13 protein-coding genes are annotated in these 19,345 nt (G+C 65.5%); 7 read left to right on the plus strand and 6 right to left on the minus strand.

Annotated elements, in window-relative coordinates; translation table 11 throughout:
• Window positions 1-126 precede the first annotated feature (126 nt).
• Complete coding sequence (locus H4W01_RS01845) at window positions 127-1,425, minus strand: amidohydrolase family protein (RefSeq protein ID WP_209609654.1); 1,299 nt, start codon at window positions 1,423-1,425, stop codon at window positions 127-129.
• Window positions 1,422-2,861 (minus strand): amidohydrolase, encoded by a 1,440-nt coding sequence (locus H4W01_RS01850; RefSeq protein ID WP_209609655.1) that lies wholly within the window; start codon window positions 2,859-2,861, stop codon window positions 1,422-1,424. Before H4W01_RS01850 ends, H4W01_RS01845 begins: the two co-directional genes overlap by 4 nt.
• A 246-nt stretch (window positions 2,862-3,107) precedes the next feature.
• Between H4W01_RS01850 and H4W01_RS01855 the strand changes: the two genes are divergently transcribed.
• Together H4W01_RS01855 and H4W01_RS01860 are read left to right on the plus strand one after the other, a co-directional pair.
• Window positions 3,108-3,332 (plus strand): hypothetical protein, encoded by a 225-nt coding sequence (locus H4W01_RS01855; RefSeq protein WP_209515971.1) that lies wholly within the window; start codon window positions 3,108-3,110, stop codon window positions 3,330-3,332.
• Window positions 3,333-3,759: 427 nt separating this feature from the next.
• On the plus strand, window positions 3,760-5,673 hold the full coding sequence (locus H4W01_RS01860) for a DUF4209 domain-containing protein (protein ID WP_209609656.1): 1,914 nt from the start codon (window positions 3,760-3,762) through the stop codon (window positions 5,671-5,673).
• 162 nt (window positions 5,674-5,835) lie between these two features.
• On the opposite strand, the gene H4W01_RS01865 is transcribed toward H4W01_RS01860, so the two are convergent.
• Window positions 5,836-6,990, minus strand: a complete 1,155-nt coding sequence (locus tag H4W01_RS01865; protein WP_209609657.1) for an acyl-CoA dehydrogenase family protein — start codon at window positions 6,988-6,990, stop codon at window positions 5,836-5,838.
• 134 nt (window positions 6,991-7,124) lie between these two features.
• Between H4W01_RS01865 and H4W01_RS01870 the strand changes: the two genes are divergently transcribed.
• Window positions 7,125-8,126, plus strand: coding sequence for a fumarylacetoacetate hydrolase family protein (locus H4W01_RS01870; RefSeq protein ID WP_209609658.1), 1,002 nt, complete (start codon window positions 7,125-7,127; stop codon window positions 8,124-8,126).
• Window positions 8,127-8,136: 10 nt separating this feature from the next.
• Here H4W01_RS01870 and H4W01_RS01875 read toward each other — a convergent pair whose 3' ends face one another.
• From H4W01_RS01875 to H4W01_RS01885, 3 genes are read right to left on the minus strand one after another with little or no spacing between them, the layout of a single operon-like run.
• Window positions 8,137-11,481: an error-prone DNA polymerase gene (locus tag H4W01_RS01875; protein WP_209609659.1), complete on the minus strand. Its 3,345-nt coding sequence runs from the start codon at window positions 11,479-11,481 to the stop codon at window positions 8,137-8,139.
• Window positions 11,478-13,550, minus strand: coding sequence for a Y-family DNA polymerase (locus tag H4W01_RS01880; RefSeq protein WP_209609660.1), 2,073 nt, complete (start codon window positions 13,548-13,550; stop codon window positions 11,478-11,480). The genes H4W01_RS01875 and H4W01_RS01880 overlap by 4 nt, the downstream gene beginning before the upstream one ends.
• A complete protein-coding gene (locus H4W01_RS01885; protein WP_126845601.1) occupies window positions 13,468-14,187 on the minus strand; it encodes an ImuA family protein in 720 nt (239 codons plus the stop codon). The genes H4W01_RS01880 and H4W01_RS01885 overlap by 83 nt, the downstream gene beginning before the upstream one ends.
• 270 nt (window positions 14,188-14,457) lie before the next feature.
• Here H4W01_RS01885 and H4W01_RS01890 point away from each other — a divergent pair, with 270 nt between their 5' ends.
• The 4 genes from H4W01_RS01890 to H4W01_RS01905 all read left to right on the plus strand — a co-directional run bounded on the left by H4W01_RS01890 (window position 14,458) and on the right by H4W01_RS01905 (window position 19,240).
• Window positions 14,458-15,756, plus strand: coding sequence for a 3-methyl-2-oxobutanoate dehydrogenase (2-methylpropanoyl-transferring) subunit alpha (locus H4W01_RS01890; protein WP_209609661.1), 1,299 nt, complete (start codon window positions 14,458-14,460; stop codon window positions 15,754-15,756).
• Between the two features lie 172 nt (window positions 15,757-15,928).
• Entirely contained in the window at window positions 15,929-16,936 is a 1,008-nt protein-coding gene (locus tag H4W01_RS01895; RefSeq protein ID WP_209613209.1) for an alpha-ketoacid dehydrogenase subunit beta, read from the plus strand.
• Between the two features lie 97 nt (window positions 16,937-17,033).
• Window positions 17,034-18,386: a dihydrolipoamide acetyltransferase family protein gene (locus H4W01_RS01900; protein ID WP_209609662.1), complete on the plus strand. Its 1,353-nt coding sequence runs from the start codon at window positions 17,034-17,036 to the stop codon at window positions 18,384-18,386.
• 32 nt (window positions 18,387-18,418) lie between these two features.
• Window positions 18,419-19,240 (plus strand): protein phosphatase 2C domain-containing protein, encoded by an 822-nt coding sequence (locus tag H4W01_RS01905; protein ID WP_209609663.1) that lies wholly within the window; start codon window positions 18,419-18,421, stop codon window positions 19,238-19,240.
• The last annotated feature ends 105 nt before the right edge of the window (window positions 19,241-19,345 follow it).

Below are 19,345 nucleotides of genomic sequence, written 5' to 3' on the forward strand. Positions count from 1 at the left end.
TCCACCCAGCCGCGGCCGATACCGCCAGCAATGTAGGGCGTGGTCGCCGCGAAGTGGACCCCGGCACAAGGCCGGGGTGACGGCGGGAGTTGTGGTGCTGCGTCAAGGCAGGGCGTCAGCCGCTCGTCACCGCTCATAGGCCTTGGGCAACGCGCCTTCCTGCGGCACCATGTAGCGCTCGCGGAGTGCATCCTGGCGGGTGCGCAGCGGTTGCTTGATGCCGTCGATATAGACCGCCGCCACGGCGGTGCCGAGTTCGAGCGGGTCGCCGTCCCAGATCACCACGTCGCCGCGCCGCCCCGCTTTGAGCGAGCCGATCTCGTCGCCCAGGCCGATCGCTTCGGCCGGTGCCGAGGTGATTGCGGCGAAAGCGGCGTTCCAGTCGAGCCCGGTTGCGCCGGGCAGTTTGGTCAGCGCCACCAGATTGCCGGCATATTGCTTCTCGCGCCGGGCCTGGCGGGCTTCGTCGTCGTTGATCGTGCCGATGCCGACCAGCACGCCCGCCGCCTTCATCCGCCCGACATTGGACTGGGTTGCGCCGAGCTGGTCGAACGATTCGGGCAGATCGGCCAGCGCCGAGGCGATGACGGGTACGTGCGCGGCGGCGAGTTCGCGGGCGACCATCCAGCCTTCGCCAGCGCCGACGAACACCAGCTTCAGCGCAGGGAAATCGCGCTTGAGCTCGATCAGCGCGAGCATGTCCGCTGCGCGCTCGACATGGATGAGCAGGGGCATGCGGCCATTCACCACCGGCACCAGCGCCTCGGCATCGGCGCGCGTCAGCAGCGCGTCCTTGCCCTGATCTGCATAATGGGCCGGATCGCGGGCATAATCGCGCGCCTGGGCGATGGCGTTGCGGAAGGCGATGAGCGCGGCCGGGCGGCTGCCACCGGCGGCGCGGGCACCGCCCTCGCCATATTCCATGAACTGAAAGGCGCGCGCCTTGGTGATGGGACTGCGGTCGGCGCCGAGGTCGATCACCGCGCCCTGTCCGGCGAAGATCGACCCGGCAGTGTCGGGCGCGACGATCGCGCGCGTCACGCCCTCCGCGCGGTTGAGCGGGATCGAGGAGGTGGCCGGGTTGACGGCAGGGGCGATGTCGATCGCGGCGTGGAACGGGCTGGTACGCGCGCCGGCATCGTTGGTTTCATCGACGCCATCGACCTCGACGATGCCCATGCGCGTGAAGCCCGCGACGATGCCGGGGGTGACCCAGCGGCCACTGGCATCGACCGTGGCGATTCCAGCGGGGACCGCCACCGCCTTGCCCGCCGCGACGACGCGGCCGTCACGAACGATGACGGTGCCACCCTCGATCGGTGCGGAGCCGTCGCCGATGACGAGCTTGGCATTGGTGATCGCGACCGACTGGGCGGCGGCGGGCGCGGCGAGGAAGGCGGCGCTGAGCAGCAGGAGGCGCTTCACTTGGTATCTCCCGCACCGGGCTGGCCGAGTTCGAAATCGGAGACGGGCCGTCGCTTCGGATCATTGGCGTCGTAGAGCAGCGCCCCGTCGATCCACACCTTTTCGGGCCGGGTGTAGACGCTGAACGGATTGCCGTTCCACAGCACGACATCGGCCATCTTGCCGGGTTTGAGGCTGCCGGTCTTGTCGGCGATGCCGAGTGCCTTGGCCGGGTTATAGGTCAGCCATTCCCACGCGACCGCGTCCGAAATGTCGATGCCGGCATGGCGGCCCGAGGCGAGCGCCTTGGCCACTTCCTGGTTGAGGCGCTGGATGCCGTTGGCGTCGTCCGAATGGATCATCGCGCAGGCACCGTTCTTCTGCAGCAGTGCGAGGTTCTCGCCGATCGCGTCATAGGACTCCATCTTGAAGCCCCACCAATCGGCCCAGACCGCCGCACAGGTGCCGTTCTGCTTGAGCAAATCGGCGATCTTATAGGCCTCCACCGCGTGGTGGAAGGCGGCGACGTGGTAGCCGAACTCCTTGGCCATATCCATGACGATGGCCATTTCATCGGCGCGGTAGCAGTGGTTCTGGACCAAAATCTCGCCCGACAGCACCCCTGCCAGCGTATCCATGGCGATGTCGCGGCCGGGGATTTCGCCGCCGTCCTTCTCATATTTGTCCCATTTGCGCTTATATTCGGCGGCGCGCGCCCAGGTTTGGCGGTCGACTGCGATATTGCCCATGCGGGTCGAGGGTTCACGGCCTTTGGAGCCATAAACGCGCTTCGGATTCTCGCCGCACGCCATTTTGAGGCCGTAGGGCGCGCCGGGGAACTTCATGCCCTGTTCGGTGCGGGCATAGACGTTCTTGATGACGACCGAGCGGCCGCCCATCAGATTGGCCGAGCCGGGCAGGATCTGCAGCGTGGTGACCCCGCCATTGACCAGCGCGCGGCTGAACCCCGGATCCTGCGGCCACACGCTATGTTCGGCCCAGACATCGGCGGTGATCGGCCCGGTCGCTTCATTGCCGTCGGAATTGGCCTGCACGCCGGGCGAGGGGTAATCGCCCAAATGGCTGTGAATATCGATGATGCCGGGGGTGAGCGTCTTGCCGGTGCCATCGATGACGGTCGCGCCCGCCGGGGCCGCGACGCTCTGGCCCAACTCCACGATCTTGCCATCGGCGAACAGCACCGCGCCATTGTCGATCCGCCCGCCTTCGCCATCGAAGATGGTGACATGGGTGACGAGCGTCGGCACGCCGGGATAGGGCTTGTAGGTCGAGGGGTAAGGATCATGCGCAAAACCCTTTCCCGCGCCGGGCCCGGTCTTGGTCGAGGCGGTGGCAGGCTTTGCCCCGCCGTCGCTGGCGCAGCCCGTGAGCAGCGCCGTGATGGCCGCGGCACCCAGCAGCGCCCGCAGCCGTGCGGGCAGAATTCGATCCGCCATGAAAGTCCCCCTTGCGCCGCGATCGGCTTGGTTTTGCGCAACATTCCGGGATTGGCAGGGGCTGTCAACCGCGCGCGGCGTGGGGTGCCGCGTGGCGAGAACGGCAAGTGCGCTGAAAGAAAAACTTTTGGCCCCTAAAGATGAACGCAATTGAATGCATAGGCTTTTAGTAGAGATTGATGCGGTGCCTGGGGGGCAGTGGTGCGGATGCCGCTGGCTGGGCCGAGATTTCAAGGAGATTCGACGATGAAGAAGGTTCTGGCCCTGACGCTGACGGCCGCGATGGCGCTTTCGCTGGCGGCGTGCGGCGGCGGCGGCAGCAACACCAGCGCGGTGGCGAACGAGGATCTCTCGCTCAACGACACGCTCGGCAATGATGCATTCGGCAACGACACCATCGGCAATGACACGGTGATCGACAGCAACGCAGCCGATACCAATGCCGCTGCCGCGACGGGCAACGCGCTCTGACCTGATTTTCGTCCTATAGTGGATTCAGACACGCCAGGTTTGCTCCCTAGGCGCACCCTCAGGCCCGGCGGCACCACCGCCGGGCTTTTTGTTTTTGGGCGGGGTGGAGGGGTAGACGAAAGGAGGTGCGTGGGGCGCTAAATTTCACCAAGTTCGCGCATATCGTAAAAGCGCGACGTGCGAAGATCCGACCGTGAGAAAGAGCGGGCGGGATTATAGCGTGCGGGCGGGGTGTAGGACATTTTTGTTTTCGACGGTTGGACCGTTAAGCGACAGATGCTTTTGAGCGGCCATTCGTCGGGCAGGGGGTTCCAAGGGCGCAAAGACTACCGATTGGCACCTCAGTGTCGTTTTCCCTGCGCTTCAACGGCCTGCTTACTGTTGCTCGCCATGCTCGCAGAGGCCATGATCCTCTCAGGTGGGGATCATGGCTGACGAAACAAACGAAGACGATTCGGTAAGCTCAAGTAGGGGCGATCGGGAAGACTTTGCTCGCGCCAAGCTACTTGTCACAACCGAGATGATCTCGAAGGCCGACCTTGGTGCAGTTCTCGCAGCTGTGTCGGATCAGGACGACTATGCAATCGAAAACCAGCTGCGCGCATCCGCAAAAGTTGCAGCGGACGCAGGCGACGCTGACCGCGCGAATGCGCTCGAATTGTTTGCTTCGATCATGTCGATAGCAGTTCGTCCCGACGACGAGGCGAACCCGTTCGCCGCTAAGCTCGTCATGGACGGCCGCCGAAGTATGATACCGGACGATATTGTCGGCGAGCAATCAGCGATTTTAGCAGAAAGTGTCGAAACGTTGCCTAACCCGCACCTGCGCGCGAAAGTTGGCGATATTTTATTCTACAACAGTCGAAAGTACTGGAAGGCGGCTGCGACAGCCATCGATGCTTATTGCGAGATCGCACGAGGTCGGCTGGATGACACGATTCATCCGTCCCCATTTCGACCGGCGGATTCAATCATGGACGTGATTGAGCCTCTTGCGCGCGCGGCTGCTTTGACACGCCTGACCAGGAAGCGCGACGACATTCCAGCCATAGTTCGCCAGACCCTACGGGCTTGCTATGACGCTGCCTTAGCGGGCTGTCACTATGTCGTATTCGTCAAGATATCGGAACTCGGGGTCTGGTACCGCATTCTAGAAGAGAGTCAGGTCGCTCACGATGCCGAGGAGCTTGCGCGGAATGCCCCGCCAGGAACCTTTCCAGAAGCTATAAAGCGCGTGTGGATCATCGCCGCAAGCAGTCACGAGCGCCTCGCCAACAAGGATCACGCGAACCGCTGCCGGATTGAGGCGGCCGAGCAGACGCTCAAGATGCGTGAGGATTCAAACCAGCCCGCTGTGAAAGCCCACTGGACGAAGGTCGCGCTCGGGGAAATGCGCCGTTTGTCTGGGACTCGCGACCGGGTTCAGCAACTGAGAGACGAGCTTCGAACGTTCCAGATGGCGGCTCAAGATGACTTCGGCTCTTTCACGACGCCGATGGATCTGAGCGGGCCGCGAGGCGAGATTGAAGCTCTTTTCGTTGGCATCTCGTTCGCCGATGCCTGTATCCAGTTCTACCATATGAGCGAAGCTCCATCTAAACAGGAACTTCGGGACATTGTTCTGGACCTTGCTCGAAAACATCCGCTGACTGCGATGATTTCCTCAAGCCATTACGACGCTGAAGGCCGTGAAGCGGCCCGCGCGCCCGCTATGCCCTCCGACGGGAGTCCATCCGAGGAGTGGTTTAAGGCGGAGGCAGCCAGATACATGGATGTGGTGATGTTTCAGCAGGTGCAAGGAAAGATCGAACCTGCGCGGCTTTCGATCGCAGAGCGCATCTCAATACAGGAACGTCACGTTTTGCCGATCGCGGAGGCGAGTTTGTTTGTGCCCCCGGAACGGGAGGCGCTATTCGCCATCGGCTTTGCGCGCATGTTCCAGGGTGACTATGCTACTGCTGTGCATCTCCTGCTGCCGCAACTCGAAAACTCCCTGCGTCACATTCTTATGCTATCGAACCGCGACCCGTCCAAGATCGAGCAGGATCTGATTCAGGGAGACCGAGCGCTTTCACAACTGCTCGAGGTCAACCGCAGGGAACTCGAAGCCATCCTTGGCGAAGACGTTGTCCACGAGATCGATATCTTGTTTAATTTCAAGCCGGGGCCAGCTCTCCGAAATGAGGCGGCGCACGGGAAGCTGCCTTGGGGTGCCTTCTTTCACCACGCCACAATATTTGGATGCTGGTTCATATTCGGCCTAACGTGCCGACCGCTGTTCCATGTCTGGCGAGAACAGATCGCGCCTCTTCTCACGGCAGAGACGGAGGCGCAGTTGTAGGTCAACATCCCGCATGTACCGACCTAACAATCGATCGGAAAAGGCCGTTAGGTCGTTTGAAAGGGCCTTTCTTTCCTAGGAAGCTGGCCCCCAATATCACGGCCTGCATCACGGTGGACCCCGGCACAAGGCCGGGGCGACGGATGCAGCGCGGCGGCTCCGCTACAAAGACCGCCCAATCAACTCCTTCATGATCTCGTTCGTGCCCCCGAAAATGCGCGTCACGCGGGCGGCGCGCCAGGCGCGGGCGATGGGGTATTCGTTCATATAGCCAGCCCCGCCATGGAGTTGCAGGCAGGCGTCCATCACTTCCCATTGCAGATCGGTGTGCCACAATTTGGCGGCGGCGCCTTCTTCGTTGGTCAGTTCGCCCTTCAAATGGCGCGCGATCGCCCAGTCGAGATGCGCCCAGCCGACTTGCAATTTGGCCTTGAGGTCGGCGAGGACGAAGCGGGTGTTCTGGAAATCGAACACCATTCCCGCGAAAGCCTTGCGCGTCTTGGTGAACTCCACCGTCTCGTCGAACGCCTTTTGCGCCGAGGCCTGGACCGAGACCGCGATCGAGAGGCGTTCCTGCGGCAATTGGCTCATCAGGTAGATAAAGCCCTTGCCCTCCTCGCCCAGGCAATTGGTCATCGGCACGCGCACGTCGTTGAAGAACAATTCGGAGGTGTCGGCGGCGTCCTGCCCGATCTTGTCGAGCTTGCGGCCTTTCTGGAAACCTTCGCGCTCGCTTTCGACCAGGATGATCGACATGCCCTTCCAGGCGGGCTTGGCATCGGGATCGGTCTTGGCGACGACCAGCGTCAGATCGGTATTCTGGCCGTTGGTGATATAGGTTTTGGAGCCGTTGATGACATAGTGATTGCCATCCTTCTTGGCCGTGGTGCGGATCGCCTGCAGGTCGCTGCCGGTGCCCGGTTCGGTCATGGCGATGGCGGTGATCACTTCGCCCGAGACCATCTTGGGCAGCCACTGTTTCTTCTGCTCTTCCGAGCCATAGGTTTCGATATAGCCCGCGACGATGTCCGACTGGAGCGAGAAGCCGGCGGGGACGCCGTTATAGGCCATCTCCTCATCGACGATCGCGTTATAGCCGAAATCGAGGCCGAGCCCGCCGTAAGCCTCGGGCGCGGTCGGGCAGAGCATGCCGATGGCGCCGGCCTTGATCCAGAAATCCTTGGGGACGAGCTTGTCTTCCTCCCATTTCGCGACGTGCGGCACGCCTTCCTTTTGAAGGAACTGGCGCACGGTCTGGCGGAACGCCTCATGATCCTCGGTATAGGCAAAGCGGCCGGCGACGGAATCGAGCGTCATGTCAGGTCTCTCCAATAACAGTTGTCGTCTGCAACTCTTTTGCTGGGTGTGCGGTGAGGTGACGCGTTCGTCAAGCGCGTTGCGCTCGACACGCCCGATGGGGGAGCTATGATCGCGCGAAACAGGAGAGCTTCATGAAACTGGCCAGCCTCACATCGGGTCGCGACGGCAAGCTCGTCGTGGTTTCCAACGATCTCGCCTGGTATGCCGATGCTGCGCACATCGCGCCGACGCTGCAGGCCGCCCTCGACGATTGGGAGCGGCTGCTGCCCGATTTGCAGAATCTCAGCACCGATTTGGAACATGAGATGATTCCGATGCGGCGCTTCCACGAGCATCAGGCGGCGGCACCCTTGCCGCGCGCGTACCAATGGGCGGACGGATCGGCCTATGTGAACCATGTCGCCTTGGTGCGGCAGGCGCGCGCGGCGGAGCTGCCCGACAGCTTCTGGCATGATCCGCTGATGTATCAGGGCGGGTCCGATGGGTTTTTGGGGCCGCGCGCGCCGATCCCGCTGGCGGACGAAAGCTGGGGCTGCGATTTCGAGGGCGAAGTGGTGGTGGTGACGGGCGACGTGCCGCAGGGGGCCACCCGCGAGGAAGCGCTGGCGGCGGTGCGGCTGGTCGGGCTGACCAATGACGTGAGCTTGCGCAACCTGATTCCGGGGGAACTCGCCAAGGGCTTCGGGTTCTTCCAGTCCAAGCCCGCCAGCGCCTTTTCGCCGGTGTTCGTCACGCCCGAGGCGCTGGGCAACTGGTGGCAGGACGGCAAATTGCACCGCACGCTGATGGTCGATCTCAACGGCAGGCCGTTCGGGCGCGTGGCGGCGGCGGTCGACATGACCTTCGATTTCGGCACGCTGATCGCGCATGCCGCCAAGACGCGCGCGCTGGGCGCGGGGACGATTATCGGCTCGGGCACCGTCTCCAACCGCGACGCCGACGGGGGCCCTGGCAAGCCGATCGCCGAGGGCGGCGTCGGCTATGCGTGCCTGGCCGAACTGCGCACGGTCGAGACGATCCTGGGCGGCGCGGCGGTGACGCCGTTCCTGAAAGCAGGCGATACGGTGCGGATTTGGGCGGAGGATGACAAGCATCACCCGATCTTCGGGGTGATCGAACAGACGGTGGGGTGAGCGCAGAGGCTCAGTGGAAATCGTGGCTGCGGATCGGGATGACCGGTTCCAGCTCGCTTCCCACCCTGCGCCGTTCGCGCGGGTCGATCGTGCCGCCGTGGGTGGCACCGTCTCCAGGCATGGTCAGGCGCGGCAAGTCGATGTCGCCGATCTCGCGCAGCAGCCCGGTGAGATCGCTGATGTGATCGGCGATGATGTGGATGGTCCCGCTTTCGCTTTGCACGCGACCGCGCACGCTGAGCATCGCCGCGGCCATCACCGTGCGGCGCTGCGCTTCGAAGCGATCGGGCCACAGGATCGCGTTGGCGATGCCGGTCTCGTCCTCCAGCGTCACGAACACCACGCCCTTGGCGCTGCCGGGGCGTTGCCGCACCAGGATGAGCCCCGCCACTTCGACGCGGGTGCCGTCCTTCACCCCTTTGAGATCGCCGCAGCGGGTGATGCGGCGGTGGTCGAGGTCGCGGCGCAGGAAGCTGACCGGGTGTGCGCGCAACGACAATTGCGTCGCGCGGTAATCCTCGACCACTTCGCGCCCGGCAGTGAGCGCGGCGAGCGTGACGCTGGGTTCGCTGGGGGATTCGATCGCGGCGAAGAGCGGCAGCGGCTTTTGGCCCAGTGCCTTCACCGCCCATAAAGCCTGGCGGCGGTCGAGGCCGAAGCCGTGGAACGCATCGGCCTGGGCGAGCTTTTCAAGCGTGAGCAACGAGACGCCCGCGCGCCGCCAGACATCCTCGATCGAGCTGAACGGGCGCGTGGCGCGGGCGATGAGGATGCGGCCGGCATCCTCGCCCGACAGGCCGAGCACGATGCGCAGGCCCAGGCGGAGGGGATCTCCCTCTCCCCGCTTGCGGGGAGAGGGTCGGGGAGAGGGGGAATATGGCCGCACTGCCCCTCTCCCGACCTCGCTTCGCTCGGCCACCCTCTCCCCGGAGGGGAGAGGGAGTAGGGTTGTGTCCCAGTCGCTTCGGTTGACGCACACCGGCACCACCCGCACGCCGTGTTCGCGCGCGTCGCGGACGATTTGCGCGGGGGCGTAAAAGCCCATCGGCTGGGCGTTGAGCAAGGCCGCGCAGAAAATGTCGGGGTGGTGGCATTTCAGCCAGGCCGAGGCGTAAGCGATCTTGGCGAAGCTCGCCGCGTGGCTTTCGGGGAAGCCATAGCTGCCGAACCCCTCGATCTGCTTGACCAGCCGCTCGGCGAAATCCTGGCTGATGCCGTTGGCGCGCATGCCTTCGATCAGCGGATCGCGGAATTTGCCGACGCCGCCGGTCATCTTGAAGGTCGCCATCGCGCGGCGCAGCCGGTCGGCTTCGCCCGCGCTGAACCCGGCGCCGACGATGGCGACCTGCATCGCCTGTTCCTGGAACAGCGGCACGCCCAGCGTCTTTTCCAGCACCTCTTGCAATTTGGGGCTGGGATATTGGATCTCCACCTTGCCGATGCGGCGTTGCTCGCGCCGTTTGAGATAGGGGTGGACCATGTCGCCTTGGATCGGGCCGGGGCGGACGATCGCGACCTGGATTGCGATGTCGTAGAAATTTTCGGGGCGCATCCGCGGCAGCATCGACATTTGCGCGCGGCTTTCGATCTGGAAGGTGCCGAGCGTGTCGGCCTTTTGAATCATCGCATAGGTGGCGGGGTCATCCTCTTGCATCTCGGCACTGTCGAGCCGCAGGTCGATGCCCTTATGGTCGCGCAGCAGATCGAAACAGCGGCGCAGGCAGCCGAGCATGCCGAGACCGAGGATATCGACCTTCATCAGCCCGATTTCCTCGACATCGAGCTTTTCCCATTCGACCACGCGGCGATCGATCATCGCGGCGGGTTCGACCGGCACCAGATCGTCGAGCCGGTCATGCGCGAGCACGAAGCCGCCGGGATGCTGCGACAAATGGCGCGGCGTGCCGATCAATTGCTTGGCGAGGTCGAGCGTCAGCGCAAGGCGCGGCTCACTGGCATCGAGGTTGAGCGCGGCGACATGCTCCTCGGGCACGCCGTCATTCGACCAGCCCCAGATTTGCGAGGCGAGCGCGGCGGTCATGTCCTCGGGCAGGCCGAGCGCCTTGCCGACTTCGCGCACCGCGCCGCGCGAGCGATAGCGGCTGACTACGGCGGTAAGCGCGGCGTGGTTCCGCCCATAGGTGTCGTAGATCCACTGAATCACTTCCTCGCGCCGTTCATGTTCGAAATCGACGTCGATGTCGGGCGGTTCGTGGCGTTCGGTGGAGATGAAGCGTTCGAACAACAGCTTGTGCTTGACCGGATCGATCGAGGTGATGCCGAGCACGAAGCAGATCACCGAATTTGCCGCCGATCCGCGCCCCTGGCACAAAATGCCCTGGCTGCGCGCATAGCGCACGATCGAATTCACCGTCAGGAAATAGGTCGCATAGCCCATATGCGCGACCAGGCCGAGTTCGTGTTCGAGCAAGCTGGTGTAGGCAGGTGGGGGCGTGCCATTGAAGCGCTCGGCCAGCGCGGTGCGCGCCATCGCCGCCAGCGCCTCCTGCGGGGTGCGCTGGCTGATCACGATCTCGTCGGGATAGCGATACTGGTCCTTCAGCTCGCGCAAGCTGAAGGTGCAGCGCTCGACGATCGCGGCGGCGGCGGCGAGCGCGCGCGGGTGCAGCCTGAAGCGGCGCGCCATTTCTACGGGGCCTTTGAGATGGCGGTCGGCGCTGCGTTCGCGGGCATGGCCGAGCGCGTCGATCGTGCAGCGATGGCGGATCGCGGTGACGACGTCCTGCAGCATCCGGCGCTCGGGCACGTCATACAGCACGTCGCCCGTGGCGAGCGGGGGCAGGCCGAAATGCCGGGCGTGCGCGTCGAGCGTGTGGAGCCGCTGCGCATCGCCGGGGCGGCGATGCTGCGTCAGGCAGAGATGGCCGCGCGTGCCGAACACGTCCGCCATCCAGCGCAACGCCTGGTCGTCTTCGGCGAAGGTTTCGGTGAGGCCGGGGACGAGCGCGGCGACCAGCCCCTCGGCATGCGCCGCGACATCCTCCCAATGCAGGAAGCACTGCCCTTTCTCGCCCTTTTGCGGATCGGCGCGGCCCTTGCCGAGCGTCAGCAGCCGGGTGAGGCGGCTCCAGCCGGCGCGATCCTCGGGCCAGACCAGCACCGATGTGCCATCGACCAGATCGAGCCGACACCCCGCGACCAGCCGGATCGGGCGGATCGCCGACATTTGCTCGGCCGCGACCAGCCCGCGCACCACGCCGCCAACCGAATTGCGATCGGTGATGCCGAGCGCGGGCATCCCGGCAATGGCGGCGGCCTGGAACAGATGCTCGGGCGAGGACGCGCCGCGCAGGAAGCTGTAATGCGTCGTCACCTGGAGTTCGCACCACGTCATCCGAACGATCCGTGCATGAACCAGGCGAGATCGCCGGTTTCGCCGCGCTCGCCATCGCCGCGCCGGAACAGCCAGAAACGCTGCCCGGCGTCATCCTCGACCTGGAAATAGTCGCGCACGCTGTGCCGCTCGGTGCCGCGCTTCCACCATTCGCCGAGGATGCGTTCGGGGCCATCGGCGCGGACCACGCGGTGCGCCATGCCGCGCCAGGTGAAGCGTTTGGGCGGCTGATCGGGCAATTCGGCGAGGACATGGTCGAGCAGTTCGGGGCGCCGCAACAGCCGCACCGGGCGCGGCCAGCGCGCATCCCAGGGATGTAGCGGGCGCGAGCGATCGAGCTGGCGGACATCGTCGGGCTTGCTTTTGGGCGCGGCGCGCGGCGGCGGATCGAGCGGCGGGGCGGCGGCGACCGAGCGTTCGGGCACGTCGCTTTCGACCGGCACGCTGCGCCACAGCGCGCTTATGCCGATGCGGTTGGCGAGCGTGTCGATCAGCGGTGCGAGATCGGGCGCGCGGTCTTCGAGCGTTTCGGCAAAGGGTTCAGCGCCAAGCGGATCGGCGCGGCGGACGTGGAGCGCGAGTGCGTCGATGCCATAGCCCGGCGCGATTTCCTCGATCCGGCGCACGATCAGCCGCAGCAGATGCGCGCCATCGCGGGTCGGGCGGGCAAGGCCGATGCGCAGGCGCTGCGGCACGCCGTCGATGCGATCCGCAACCAGATCGACCAGGCGCGCGCCTAGCCCCGCTTCGGCCAATGCGGTGACGAGGCGCGGCATCAACACCCCCAGCCAATGCGCGATCGCCTCGGCGGTGGCGATCGGCTCGGCGAAGCGTTGTACGACGGCGATGGCTTCGGGCGGGGTCACCGGATCGAGCGGTTCCGCCAGCCGCCCCGATGCCTGATCGAGCCGGGCGATGAGCGTGCCGCCGAACCGGCGCGCGAGCGGGGCGCGGGGCACGGCGGCGAGCTGGCCGATGGTTTCGATCCCCAGCCGTTTGAGCAAGTCGCGGGCGCGCGGTTCGAGCCGCAGCGCAGCGGTCGGCAGCGGGGCGAGCGCGTCGGGGTGCGCGCCGGGCGGGCAGATTTGCGGGGCGTAGCGGGCGAGCGCCCAGGCCGCGCCCGGCGTATCCGCCACGGCAACGCGCGCGGTGAAGCCGTGCCGCTTTAGCAACGCCACGATCCGCTTTGCCATCCGCGCCTCCCCGCCGAACAGATGCGCGGTGCCGCTGATATCGAGGAACAGCCCATCGTCGCCCGACGGCATCACCACCGGGCACCAACGCCTGGCCGCGAGCATGGCGAGACGCAGCAAGGCGGCGCGGTCGCCCTCCGGGTCGGCGGGGCGGATGTCGAGCCCGGGCACCAGCGCCCGCGCCTGCGTCACCGCCATGCCGGGCACCAGCCCGAGCGCACGCGCGGCGGGGCAAGCGGCGGCGATGACGAGCGCGTTGCCGGATTGGAGGCTGGTGATGATAGCCTTGTTCGTCACCCCGGCCCCCTGGCGGGGGTTGTGCCGGGGGCCACCCATTACCGCATTCTGACGTCCGAGGGGAGGAGTGGGCCCCGGCACAACCCCCGCCAGGGGGCCGGGGTGACGAAGCGGCATGGTGGCAGGAGGCGCGGCTTTTCCGCCCCTCCCTGGAAGGGAGGGGGTAGGGGGTGGGTCGGCCCGTAAGCGGGCGGACGGGCTGCCATCGGCCGATCCACCCCCGGCCCCTCCCTTCCAGGGAGGGGCGGCAGAAGGAGGCGTGACGCGCGGATCCCGCACCGGCGTGCGCCCCTCATCGGGCGGCATCGCCTTGAACGGATGCGGTGCGGCCTCGCTCACGCGCCCGGCGCGACGGTCGCGCGGGCGCGCATCGGCACCTTCGGTCCGTGCCCAGCGCGCGCCGGGACGCCAGCCACCCCCGCGCGGCACCGAACAGGCGACGGCCTGTTCCTGCGCGGCGATGGCGTTCAGCGGCGTGGTATCGACCGGCGTGCGCTCAGGCGGCGTGGCGATACGCTCGGCCTGCGCCAGCCGTTCGATCGGCCAGTCGGGCAGGTAGAGCGAGGCGACCCGTTTCATCGCATGCCTCCATCGTCCAGTCGGCGGGTTCGCCGCCGCGTTGGCGGACCAGCTCCACCCGCCAGCGCGCCCGCCCGACTCCGTTAGCGCCGACCGGCAGCGGGGCGGATGGGGCGGCGGCGATGCGCCAGCGCGTCACCGCCGCCGACGGCACAGCGAGCGGGTTGCCGCCGCCTTTATCGGTCGCCGCGCGGGCATGGCGCTTGAGCAGCAAGGCGATCGTCTTGCCGCCCTCCGCCGCCAGCTGCAGCCGCCGCGTATTGGGCATGGCCGCGCGCTTCACTTCGCCGACCACCGCGCCGAGGCCACGGTGGCGCAGGCCCTCCTCCATCAAGGCGAGCAGTTCGGCATCATCGGCGGCCTCGGCATAGATCAGCCGTTCGGGGGCGAGCCCGGCCTGGTACAGCCCTGGCGCGAACAGATCGCGCCGCCGCACCACCCACAGCACCGGCCCCCAGGCGCGCGCGGCGATCCCGGCCATGAACAGCGTCGCGGCGGCATCGTCGGATGGGGCTGCGCTGGCCGCGGCGATCTCATGCAGCGAATCGAGCCGGAGCCCGCCGGGTGCCAGCTTCTCGTCGATCGCGCCGATTCCGAAGGGCAGCACCGGGCGACGACGCAGCCCGTCGCGTTCCACCTTCTTCAGGCTTTCGCGAAGCTCGGCTATGATGGCCGAGGAGGGAATGGCAGGACAGGACACGGCCACGACTCGCACAATAGGTTCGTTCCTATTTTGTTCCGTTTGTAAGCCCCGAGTCAAGCGGCCGCTTATCGCAATTGGGACGGTCCGTCGTTTCCCCGCCTTCGCCCCTCTCGCCAAAGCCCACGAAATTTTATAACAACGATTCGAAAGAGCGTTTCCGCGTGCCCGAGCGTTGGTACAGCGCACGCCCCGTTTGGAGAGATCATGGCAAGCGACCGCGTTCCTGCGCATTTGAAGCCCAATTTGCCGCCTTTGTCGCTCTATGTGCCCGAACCCAAATTCCGGCCGGGCGACACGGTCGATTTCACCCAGGTGGCGATTCCGCCCGCAGGCGAAACGCGGCGGCCCGACACTGCCGATCATGCCGAGAGCTTCACCGATCTGGCCTATCAACTGGTGCGCGTGCTCGATGAAAACGGCCAGGCGGTCGGCCCGTGGAACCCGCGGCTGTCGCCCGATATGCTGCGGGCGATATTGCGCAGCATGGCGCTGGTGCGTGCGTTCGACGAGCGCATGTTCCGCGCACAGCGCCAGGGCAAGACCAGCTTCTACATGAAGTGCACGGGCGAGGAAGCGGTCGCGGTCGCCGCCGCCTTTGCGCTCGATTATGAGGATATGTGCTTTCCGTCCTATCGCCAGCAAGGTCTGCTGATCGCGCGCGGCTGGTCGATGGTCGACATGATGAACCAGATCTATTCGAACACCGCCGACCGGCTGCACGGCAAGCAATTGCCGATCATGTATTCGGTCAAGGAAGCCGGGTTCTTCTCCATCTCGGGCAATTTGGCGACGCAATATCCCCAAGCGGTCGGCTGGGCGATGGCGAGCGCGGCCAAGGGGGACACGCGCATCGCGGCGACCTGGTGCGGCGAGGGATCGACCGCCGAGGGCGATTTCCATTCGGCCTGCACCTTTGCCAGCGTCTACCGCGCGCCGGTGATCTTCAACGTCGTCAACAATCAGTGGGCGATTTCGAGCTTTTCGGGTTTCGCCGGTGCGGAATCGACCACCTTCGCGGCGCGCGCGGTCGGCTATGGCATCGCCGGGCTGCGCGTCGATGGCAATGACGCGCTGGCGGTCTATGCCGCCACCGCCTGGGCGGCGGAGCGCGCGCGCACCAACCAGGGGCCGACGCTGATCGAGCATTTCACCTATCGTGCGGAGGGGCATTCAACCTCGGACGATCCGGGGCAATATCGCTCGGCCGGCGAGCCGACCGCCTGGCCGCTGGGCGACCCGATCGCGCGGTTGAAGGATCATCTCATCGCAATCGGCGAATGGGATGAGGAACGCCATGCAGCGCAGGACAAGGAGTTGGCGGAGCAAGTGAAGGCCGCGCAGAAGGAAGCCGAGGCGAACGGTGTGCTCGGCCACGGTCTGCACCAGCCGCTCGACAGCCTGTTCGATGGCGTGTTCGAGGAAATGCCGTGGCATTTGCGCGAACAGCAAGCGCAGATGATCGCCGAAGAAACCGCCAGCGGCCGTCCATGGGCGCGCAAGTGATGGGTGCGAAGCTTCGCGGCGCAGCCGCAATTTCCTTCCCTCTTCGTGTCTTCGCGTCTTCGCGTGCAAGATTTTTGATCACGCGAAGGCGCGAAGACACGAAGAATAAGACTTTAAGAGCCGCTGTCGCGGCGGGTGCAGCAGTATGACCGACACGCCAGAATCCACCCGCATGAACATGATCCAGGCGATCAATTCCGCCATGGACGTGATGATGGCGCGCGACCCCGATATCGTCGTGATGGGCGAGGATGTCGGCTATTTCGGCGGCGTGTTTCGCGCGACCGCGGGCTTGCAGTCCAAATATGGCAAGACCCGCGTGTTCGATACGCCGATCACCGAATGCGGCATCATCGGCGTCGCGGTCGGCATGGGGGCCTATGGCTTGCGGCCGGTGCCCGAAATCCAGTTCGCCGATTATATCTATCCCGCGCTCGATCAGTTGGTGAGCGAGGCGGCGCGCTTGCGCTATCGCTCGGCCGGGGAATTCACCGCGCCGATCACGGTGCGCTCGCCCTTTGGCGGCGGCATCTTCGGCGGGCAGACGCACAGTCAGAGCCCCGAGGGTATTTTCACCCATGTCTCGGGCATCAAGACGGTGATCCCGTCGACGCCCTATGACGCCAAGGGCCTGCTGATCGCGGCGATCGAGGATAATGATCCGACGATCTTCTTCGAGCCCAAGCGCATCTATAACGGCCCGTTCGACGGCCATTGGGACCGCCCGACGCAGAATTGGTCGCAGCATCCGGCGGGCGACGTGCCGACCGGCTATTACAAGATCGAACTGGGCAAGGCCAAGGTCGTGCGGCCGGGCGAAGCGCTGACCATTCTCGCTTATGGCACGATGGTGCATGTCGCGCTGTCGGTGATCGCCGAAGCGGGGGTCGATGCCGAGGTGATCGATCTGCGCACGCTGGTGCCGCTCGACATTGAGACGATCGAGGCGTCGGTCCAGAAGACCGGGCGCTGCATGATCGTGCATGAGGCGACGCGCACCAGCGGCTTTGGTGCGGAACTGTCGGCCTTGGTGCAGGAGCGCTGCTTCTACCATCTCGAAGCCCCGATCGAGCGCGTGACCGGCTTCGACACGCCGTATCCGCACAGCCTGGAATGGGCGTATTTCCCGGGCCCCGTCCGTATCGGCGAGGCGCTCAAGAAGATCATGAAGGACGCATAATGGGGCTTTTGTCCCTCCCGTTCGTGTCGAGCGAAGTCGAGACACCTGCGCGGCACCAAATTTCTCGACTTCGCTCGAAACGAACGGATCTAGTGTAATGGCACGCTTCACCTTCAAACTCCCCGATATCGGCGAAGGCATTTCCGAGGCCGAAATCGTCGCCTGGCATGTGAAGGTCGGCGACCGGATCGAGGAAGACCAGCAGATTGCCGACATGATGACCGACAAGGCGACGGTCGAAATGGAATCGCCCGTGTCTGGCATTGTGATCGAGCTGGCGGGCGAGGTCGGTGACCAGGTGTCGATCGGCGCGGCGCTGGTGGTGATCGAGACCGAGGGCGATTTCTCGGCATCGGAAGCGCCTGCGTTGGAGCCGGTGACCGACACGGTCAACATCGCTCCTGCCAGCGCCGAGCAGATCGAAGTGGCCGAGCAATATGAGGCGGAAAATCCGGGGGTGGAGGAGACGCAACTTGCTCCCCTCCCGCCTGCGGGAGGGGCTGGGGGAGGGCAGGAGCCCGGTTCGCTATCCGCGTCTGGACCTGCTTCCCCTCCCCCAACCCCTCCCGCAAGCGGGAGGGGAGCCATGAAACATGTCCTCGCCTCCCCCGCTGTCCGCGCCCGCGCCGCCGATCTCGGCATCGACCTCGCGCAGGTGAAGACCGAGGGCGACCGCGTGCGCCATGCCGATCTCGATGCGTTCCTGCGCTATGGTCAGGGTCAGGGCTATCACGCCCCGCACATCAGCCACGCCCGCGCCGATGAGGCGATCAAGGTGATCGGCATGCGCCGCCGCATCGCCGAGAATATGGCGGCGTCGAAGCGCGCGATCCCGCATTTCACCTATGTCGAGGAAATCGACGTCACCGCGCTGGAGGCGATGCGCGCCGATCTGAATGGCGCGCGTGGGCAGCGGCCCAAATTGACGATGCTGCCGCTGCTGATTGCCGCGATCTGCAAGACGGTGCCGGCCTTCCCGATGATCAACGCGCGCTATGACGATGAAGCCGGCGTGGTGACACGGCATGGCGCGGTGCATCTCGGCATGGCGACGCAGACCGATGCCGGGCTTACCGTTCCCGTGATCCGCGATGCGCAGGACCGCAATGTCTGGCAATTGGCCGCCGAAATTCTGCGCCTGGCCGAGGCGGCGCGCGCCAATAAGCTCAAGCCCGATGAGATGGGCGGCGGCACGCTGACGGTGACGTCGCTCGGGCCGCTTGGCGGGATCGCGACGACGCCGGTGATCAACCGGCCCGAAGTGGCGATCATCGGTCCCAACAAGATCGTCGAACGTCCGGTCTTTGTCGGCGATGAGATCGTGCGCGCCAAGCTGATGAACCTGTCGATCAGCTGCGATCACCGCGTGGTCGATGGCTGGGACGCGGCGAGCTTCGTCCAGGCGCTCAAGCGCTATCTCGAAACGCCGGTGCTGTTGTTCGCCGACTGAAATCCGTCATGATCGGCTGGTAGGAGGATCTTATGCGCTTCGATCTGCTCCAGTCGATCAGTCTTGCGGGTGACGCCGCCATCGCCAATGACGATCGCGCGGGGTCGAGCGACGCGCTCGCCTGGGTGATCGACGGCGCGACCGATCTGGGGGAGCCGGGGCTGGTCGGGTCGCGCGGCGGGGCCGCATGGCTGGCGCTGGAGGCGGACGCCGCCTTTGCGGCCGCGGGCGACGCCTCGATCGACGCGATCTGCAAGGGCGTGTTCGCCAGGCTCGCGCGGCGCTTTGCGGCGCAGCGGACACGCGCGCCCATCTCCGCCTGGGAATTGCCGAGCGCGTCCTTCCTGGCGGCGCGCGTCGGTAAGGACGGTCTCGCCTGCCGCTGGCTGGGCGATTGTGCGGGGCTGCTCAAGCGCGGCGATACCGTCGAGCGGATCGGGCCGCCTGCCAGCAAGGACGACGAAAATGCCAGCGCCGCCGCGCTGGCCGAGCATGGGCTGGGCCTGAAGCAGCGACCGCAGCCGATCCTTGAGGTGTTGCGCGCCGCGCGTGACCGCCCCGACCGCTATATCCTCGGGGTCGATCCGGCCGCCGCCGCGCATTTGGGCGGGGCGGTGCTGCCGTGCAGCGTTGGGGACGAACTGCTGCTGATGAGCGACGGCTTTGCGGCATTGATCGACGTCTATGGCCTGCACGACGAGGCGGGTCTGTTTGGGGAACTCGCAACCAGCGGCTTGACCGGACTGGCGCTGCAATTGCGCGCGATCGAGCAGGAGGATGGCGATTTCGGCCGCTTCCCGCGCTTCAAGGGGTCGGACGATGCCACCGCTTTGTGGCTGCGGATCGCCGCCTGACCCCGGTCGCCAGACACATTTGAGAGACATTTCCCGCGTAGCACGCCGGTTCGACGCATCCGGAGGGCAAGATGGTGGGTTTTTGGCTTGGGCTGGCACTGATGG

Source organism: Sphingomonas sp. PL20 (assembly GCF_017875905.1).
In the GTDB taxonomy this organism is placed as follows: Bacteria; Pseudomonadota; Alphaproteobacteria; order Sphingomonadales; family Sphingomonadaceae; genus Sphingomonas; species Sphingomonas echinoides.